Below are 5,563 nucleotides of genomic sequence, written 5' to 3'. Positions count from 1 at the left end.
ACGACCGGAATGGTCGCGCCGATGGTGCTCGATGGCCCGATCAACGGCGATTGGTTCGAGGCCTATGTCGCACAGGTTCTGGTGCCGGAACTGCGCCATGGCGACATCGTCATCATGGACAATCTGTCGAGCCACAAGCGCGTCTCGGTGCGCGAAAGGATCGAAGCGGCCGGCGCCACATTGCTGTTCCTCCCGCCCTACAGTCCAGGTAAGCGGTGCTCCGGGGCCCTTCGGGTTTGCATAGCGGGGTAAATGCGGTTCCTCTACGACCGTCGCATGCAACGGACAGTGCACTTTTCTGACGACAGATCTGACGACCCAAAGTAAGCGATGCGCCGTCACAGGGCCGCGGCATATGCCCAGGGCATAAGCTCATCGATGCGGCGCGCAGGCCAGCGGTTCACGAGCTTGGTCAGCACATCGGTGAGCCAAGCGTTCGGGTTGACGCCATTGAGTTTGCAAGTCTCGACGAGCGACGCCAGACATGCCCAGTTTTGTGCGCCCTGATCGTGTCCGGCGAAGAGACTGTTCTTGCGATTCAATGCAATAGGCCGCATTGAACGCTCAATGGTGTTGGAGTCTATTTCGATGCGTCCGTCATCGAGGAAGCGGATCAAGCCGTTCCATTGGTTCAATCCGTATTGCATGGCATCGCGAACAGGCGACGACTTGGAGACGCGCTTGAGGCAATCCTCGAACCAGGATTTCAGGTTTTCGACTTCAAGCCGTGATCGTGCCTGACGGACGGCGCGCCGCTCTTCCGGCGGGCGCCCTCGGATGTCGTCCTCGATCTTGTACAGTCTCCGGATGCGCTCCAGCGCCTCTTGGGCGATAGGCGCCGGCCCCTTGGCGGCGATCTCGTAAAATCGTCTGCGCAGGTGGGCCCAGCAATAGGCGAGCGTCACCGGTCCGCCGCGGCGACCGGGACGGACAAGGATGTTATAGCCGTCATAGCCGTCGACCTGCAGAACGCCCGAGAAGCCCTCAAGCAGCGTCTCCACATGTTTGCCGCCGCGGCCCGGCGCGTAGGAATAGATTACGGCGGGCGGCGTTTTCCCGCCCCACGGCCGGTCGTCGCAGGCCAGAGCCCAGAAGTAGCCGGGCTTGGTCTTGCCTCGGCCCGGATCGAGAACCGGGCAGCGCGTTTCGTCGGCGAACAGCTTGTCCATTCCCTTTAGGATGACGACGAGGCGCTCGTAAACCGGCTGCAGTTCGGCCGCCGCGGCCCCCGCCCAAGACGCAAGCGTCGAGCGGTCGAGAGGAATGCCCTGGCGGGAGAAGATTTGCGCCTGGCGGTACAGCGGCAAGTGATTGGCGTATTTCGACACGACGAAGTCGGCGATGAGCGCTTCGGTGGGAATGCCGCCCTCGATCAGCCGCGGCGGCGCAGGCGCCTGAGCCACGGCCTCCCCGCAAGGGCAAGCGTATTTGGGACGGCGGGTGACGATCACGCGGAAGACGGCCGGTATTTTGTCGAGGCGTTCGGACCTTTCTTCGCCGATCACGTGCATGGCCTTGCCGCAGCAGGGGCAAAGCGTGTTTTCCGGCTCGATGATCTGTTCAATTCGCTGCAGATGCGAGGGAAGCGCGCCCCGGTTCGCGCGGCGTTTCTTCGCCTGCGCGCGTTTAAGCTTTTCGTCTTTCTTCTCTTCTTCGGCTTCCGCCTTGGCGCTGTCGGTCTCAAGCTCTTCCAGAACCAAGGCGAGTTGGTCTTCGCTCAAGCGCTCGGATTTGCGGCCGAAGCGCGCCCGCCGCAGCACGGCGATGATGTGATGAAGCTTCTCATTGGCGGCGTTGAGCGCGTCGCGTTCCGCCGCCAGCCCATCGCGCTCTTCCATGAGCAGCCGCTTCGCAACCTGCTCGGCGAGAACAAGCGCGCGCAGGCCGTTGACATCGTTGGGAAGCGCATCGGGTGAAGCGATCATGACGGCAGTTTCAATGATTTGCCTGCCACTTCCAGTAGAAATTACTGACTTTACGCTGGCAAGTTATAGCGTCGCCGTTGGCCGCTGAACCCGCTGCGCGTGAACCCGGGTCCAATCCAGGCCCTCGAGAAGCGCGGACAACTGGGCCGGCGACAGACGCATCACGCCGTCCTCGATCTTAGGCCAGCGGAATTGGCTCCCCTCCAGGCGCTTGATCAAAAGGCATATGCCCGTTCCATCCCAGAACAGCAATTTTATCCTGTCAGCCCGCTTCGAGCGGAACACATAGATTACCCCCGAAAACGGATCGGCCTTGAACTCCGCCTCCACGATCGCTGCGAGCCCCATAGCGCCTTTGCGGAAATCGACCGGCTTCGTGGCGATCAGCACCCGCACATTCGTCGGCGGAACGTAAGCATCCGGTGGGGGCCGCGGCGTGAACGCTTGCGGTTGATGACTACGCCGCCAGTTGCAGGCCGGGCTGCTTCCATTCCCAAGGCAGCAGCTCATGGAGTCGGCTTTGCGGCAGGCCGGCGATGCGGGCGAGGACGTCAGCGAGCCAGGCCAGAGGATCGACGCCATTGAGTTTCGCCGTCATGATCAACGTCACCATAAACGCGGCCCGGTCGGCGCCGCGATCTGAACCGGCGAAGAGCCACGACTTTCTTCCGAGCGCAAAGCCTCTCAGCGCTCGTTCGGCCGAGTTGTTGCTTAGGCAGATGCGGCCGTCGCCAAGGAAAGCGGCGAACCGATCCCAGCGCTTGAGCAGATAATCGATGGGCCTGGCGACGGAAGCGGAGCGCGACAATCGGGAGCGCTCCTCGCCAAGCCAGGCTTTCAGATCGGCCAGAAGCGGCGCGCTTCGCTCCTCGCGTATGCGCAGGCGCTCGCTGGCGGGAAGGCCGTTGATGGAGCGCTCGATGTCGAACAGCGCGTCGATGCGTTTCACCGCCTCAAGCGCGATCGGCGAGATGGCCGGCGCCTGTTTGCCGCGCCTTGCGTTGGCGGCGATGTCGGCCAGTTCGAAGAACTGGCGCCTGGCGTGCGCCCAACACACCGCCGAGACGATGGCGCCTTTTTCGCGCGCCGGATCGTAAAGCCCGTTATAGCCGCTATAGGCGTCGGCCTGCAAAATGCCGGCGAAGTCTCGGAGATGCTGCTCGGGATGCTCCTGCCTTCGATCCCGCGAGGCGTAATAAAGGGCGGCCGGCGGCGCGGTCCCGCCAAAGGGTCGGTCATCGCGAACATAGGTCCAGATGCGGCCGGTGACGGTCTTGCCCTTCGCCAGGATCGGCACGGTCGTGTCGTCGCCGAAGAGCCGTTCGGCCGACAGAACATGGGACTCGATCAGCGCATGAAGGGGTTGCAGCGCCGCCATGCAGGACCCGACCTGACCGGCCAGCGTCGACACGCTGAGCTCGACGCCTTCGCGGGCATAGCGCTCGCTCTGCCGGTTGAGAGGCTGATGCTGGCCGAACTTCTCGAACAGGATCATGGCCAGAAGGCTCGGTCCGGCAAAACCGCGCGGCGTCGCATGAAACGGCGCGGGCGGCTGCGCGATACTCTCGCAAGCCCGGCAGGAGAACTTCTCCCGCACCGTCTGGATGACTTTCCAGCGGCGCGGAACAACCTCGAGCGTCTCGGTGACGTCTTCGCCGAGCTTCGACAGCTTCGTCGAGCCGCAAGACGGACAACATGTCGGCGCCGGGATCACCACGCGCTCGCGCGGCAGATGCGCCGGGAACGGCTTCCGCGATGGACGCTTGCGCGTAGGGGATGGCGTGCCTTGCGTCCGGGCCGCAGCTTGTTCGGCCAGAAGCTCATCCTCGGCCGCGGCCGTTTCCAGCTCTTCGAGCTGAAGCTCCATCTGCTCCAGGAGCCGCGCCTTGTGCTCCGAGCGGACACCATAGAGCGCGCGGCGCAGCTTCTCGATCTCGAGCTTGAGATGGGCGATCAGCGCGTCTGTGCTGGATGTCGCCGCGCGAGCGCGAGCCGCAACGGCTTCGGCGTCCAGGCGGGCGGCGCGCTCGGCGAGGATCATCGCATGCGCGGCGGCAAGGTCGGAAGGAAGAGCGTCAAGCGGCGTGGTCACCCGACAAGAGAATCATGGTTCGCCAGCGTTTTCAAAGGCAAACCGTCAGCCAACCGAAGTCGGTCTCCAGGTTTTTTGCGGATTGCGCCAATCGATCCCGGAGAGCAGATAGCCAAGCTGCGCGGGCGAAATCGAGATCGCGCCGTCCGCCGGGCTCGGCCACAAGAATTTGCCTCGCTCCAGACGCTTCGTAAAAAGGCAGGCGCCCTGGCCGTCATGCCAGATCACCTTCAACAGGTCGCCCCGGCGGCCGCGAAAGCAAAACAGATGGCCGCTCAAAGGATCGCGCCGCAAAACCTCCTGGACCTGCAACGACAGCGACGGAAAGCCCCTGCGCATGTCGGTGTGACCCGTCGCCAGCCACACCCGCACGCCGGTCGGAACCGGGATCATCTTTGTCTCCCGTCCACAATCTCGAGAATGCGCTTCAAGGCCCCCATGTCGGCGCCCGGCCCGACCCGCACGCGCCGCCCGTTTAAAAGCTCGATCTCGATGCGGCTGTCAGCGGCGGGCGCGTCGCCGGTGGTGTGATCGCAGTTCGTGTCGCGGTTCTTCGCTGACGCCGTCAGAGAGACCGGCAGGAATGCCGGCGCGGGCTCTGGCTTCTCGTCGTTCTTCGCCAGCTTCCTCCAGCGAAAGAGAAGGCTCGGCTTGATCCCATGCCTACGGGCGACCGCTGACACATTCACGCCGGGCTGCAAAGCCTCGGCGATGATCGCCTGCTTCTCGTCCTCGCTCCAGCGGCGCCGGGTATCAGCAACTACGGAATACCGGCGGGCAAAAGTATCTCCAGACATAGGCACGGGCATAGCTCCTGTCGCGACAAGCGTCACAGACAAGACATGTCTCTTACCCGCCCCGCAAGGCGGCCTTCAGCGGATGCTTACGGCGGAACGATCATGTGGCGGCCTTCACCGCGCGCAGCACCGCCGCAAGAGCCTTGGTGTCAATAGCGCCGCGCGTGCGCACCGTCGCGCCGCCAAGCACAATTTCGATCAGGGGAGCTTCAGCAACTGGAGCCGCCGCTTTCGCCGCTTCGGCCGGCGCCGTGGGACGATCATCGGCGATCATCACCGGCGCAAAGGCCGGCGTTCCAAACACGAGCCCGGTCTTCCGCTTGCGAAACTCGTTGCGCCAATTGAACAATTGCTGAGGCCGCAAACCATGACGCCGAGCCACGTCCGAAATCACGACGCCGTCCTGGCAGCTCTCCGCGATGATCGAAAGCTTCTGCTCATCCGACCAATCCCGGCGCCGCTCCACGCCCGTGATCACCTCGACCCGCCGTATCGGCGTGGCCTCGGTTTTGACCCTACGGTCAACTTTAGAGTTGAAACGATCCCTGCTCATCGGCGGGAAACATGCCTTCGCCCGCCAAGCCTGTGAAGATGCGGTCGGAGCACCGCTATCTTTAGCAGGCTGCTGAAATAGTCCAGTCTCGACAGCGGTTTGAGAACATGATTCACCCTCAGCACGGTAACGGCGGGGGTGATGATGCGCGGGATGGACGAGACGAGCGGATCGCTGTTCAGCTATGTCGATCTGG

Annotated in this window: 6 protein-coding genes and 1 pseudogene; 1 reads left to right on the top strand and 6 read right to left on the bottom strand. The window is 63.4% G+C overall.

What is annotated here, in order from left to right; translation table 11 throughout:
• Nucleotides 1–207 (top strand): annotated as a pseudogene (locus KKP04_RS15140) (transposase); the annotation flags it as partial.
• 131 nt (nt 208–338) lie between these two features.
• Here KKP04_RS15140 and KKP04_RS15135 read toward each other — a convergent pair.
• The 6 genes from KKP04_RS15135 to KKP04_RS15110 form a co-directional block, all read right to left on the bottom strand.
• Nucleotides 339–1,925, bottom strand: coding sequence for an IS66 family transposase (locus KKP04_RS15135; protein WP_215033485.1), 1,587 nt, complete (start codon nt 1,923–1,925; stop codon nt 339–341).
• 63 nt (nt 1,926–1,988) lie between these two features.
• Nucleotides 1,989–2,315 (bottom strand): IS66 family insertion sequence element accessory protein TnpB, encoded by a 327-nt coding sequence (tnpB, locus tag KKP04_RS15645; protein ID WP_371818841.1) that lies wholly within the window; start codon nt 2,313–2,315, stop codon nt 1,989–1,991.
• A gap of 67 nt (nt 2,316–2,382) precedes the next feature.
• Nucleotides 2,383–3,966: an IS66 family transposase gene (locus tag KKP04_RS15125; protein ID WP_215033488.1), complete on the bottom strand. Its 1,584-nt coding sequence runs from the start codon at nt 3,964–3,966 to the stop codon at nt 2,383–2,385.
• 96 nt (nt 3,967–4,062) lie between these two features.
• A complete protein-coding gene (gene tnpB / locus KKP04_RS15120; RefSeq protein ID WP_215033481.1) occupies nt 4,063–4,410 on the bottom strand; it encodes an IS66 family insertion sequence element accessory protein TnpB in 348 nt (115 codons plus the stop codon).
• Nucleotides 4,407–4,850, bottom strand: coding sequence for a transposase (locus KKP04_RS15795; RefSeq protein ID WP_371818842.1), 444 nt, complete (start codon nt 4,848–4,850; stop codon nt 4,407–4,409). The genes tnpB (KKP04_RS15120) and KKP04_RS15795 overlap by 4 nt, the downstream gene beginning before the upstream one ends.
• Nucleotides 4,851–4,914: 64 nt before the next feature.
• A partial coding sequence (locus tag KKP04_RS15110; protein ID WP_215033475.1) for a transposase occupies nt 4,915–5,563 on the bottom strand: 649 nt, incomplete at its 5' end.

Source organism: Rhodomicrobium sp. Az07, assembly GCF_018619475.1.
In the GTDB taxonomy this organism is placed as follows: Bacteria; Pseudomonadota; Alphaproteobacteria; order Rhizobiales; family Rhodomicrobiaceae; genus Rhodomicrobium.
This window is presented reverse-complemented; position numbering and strand designations above follow the sequence as displayed.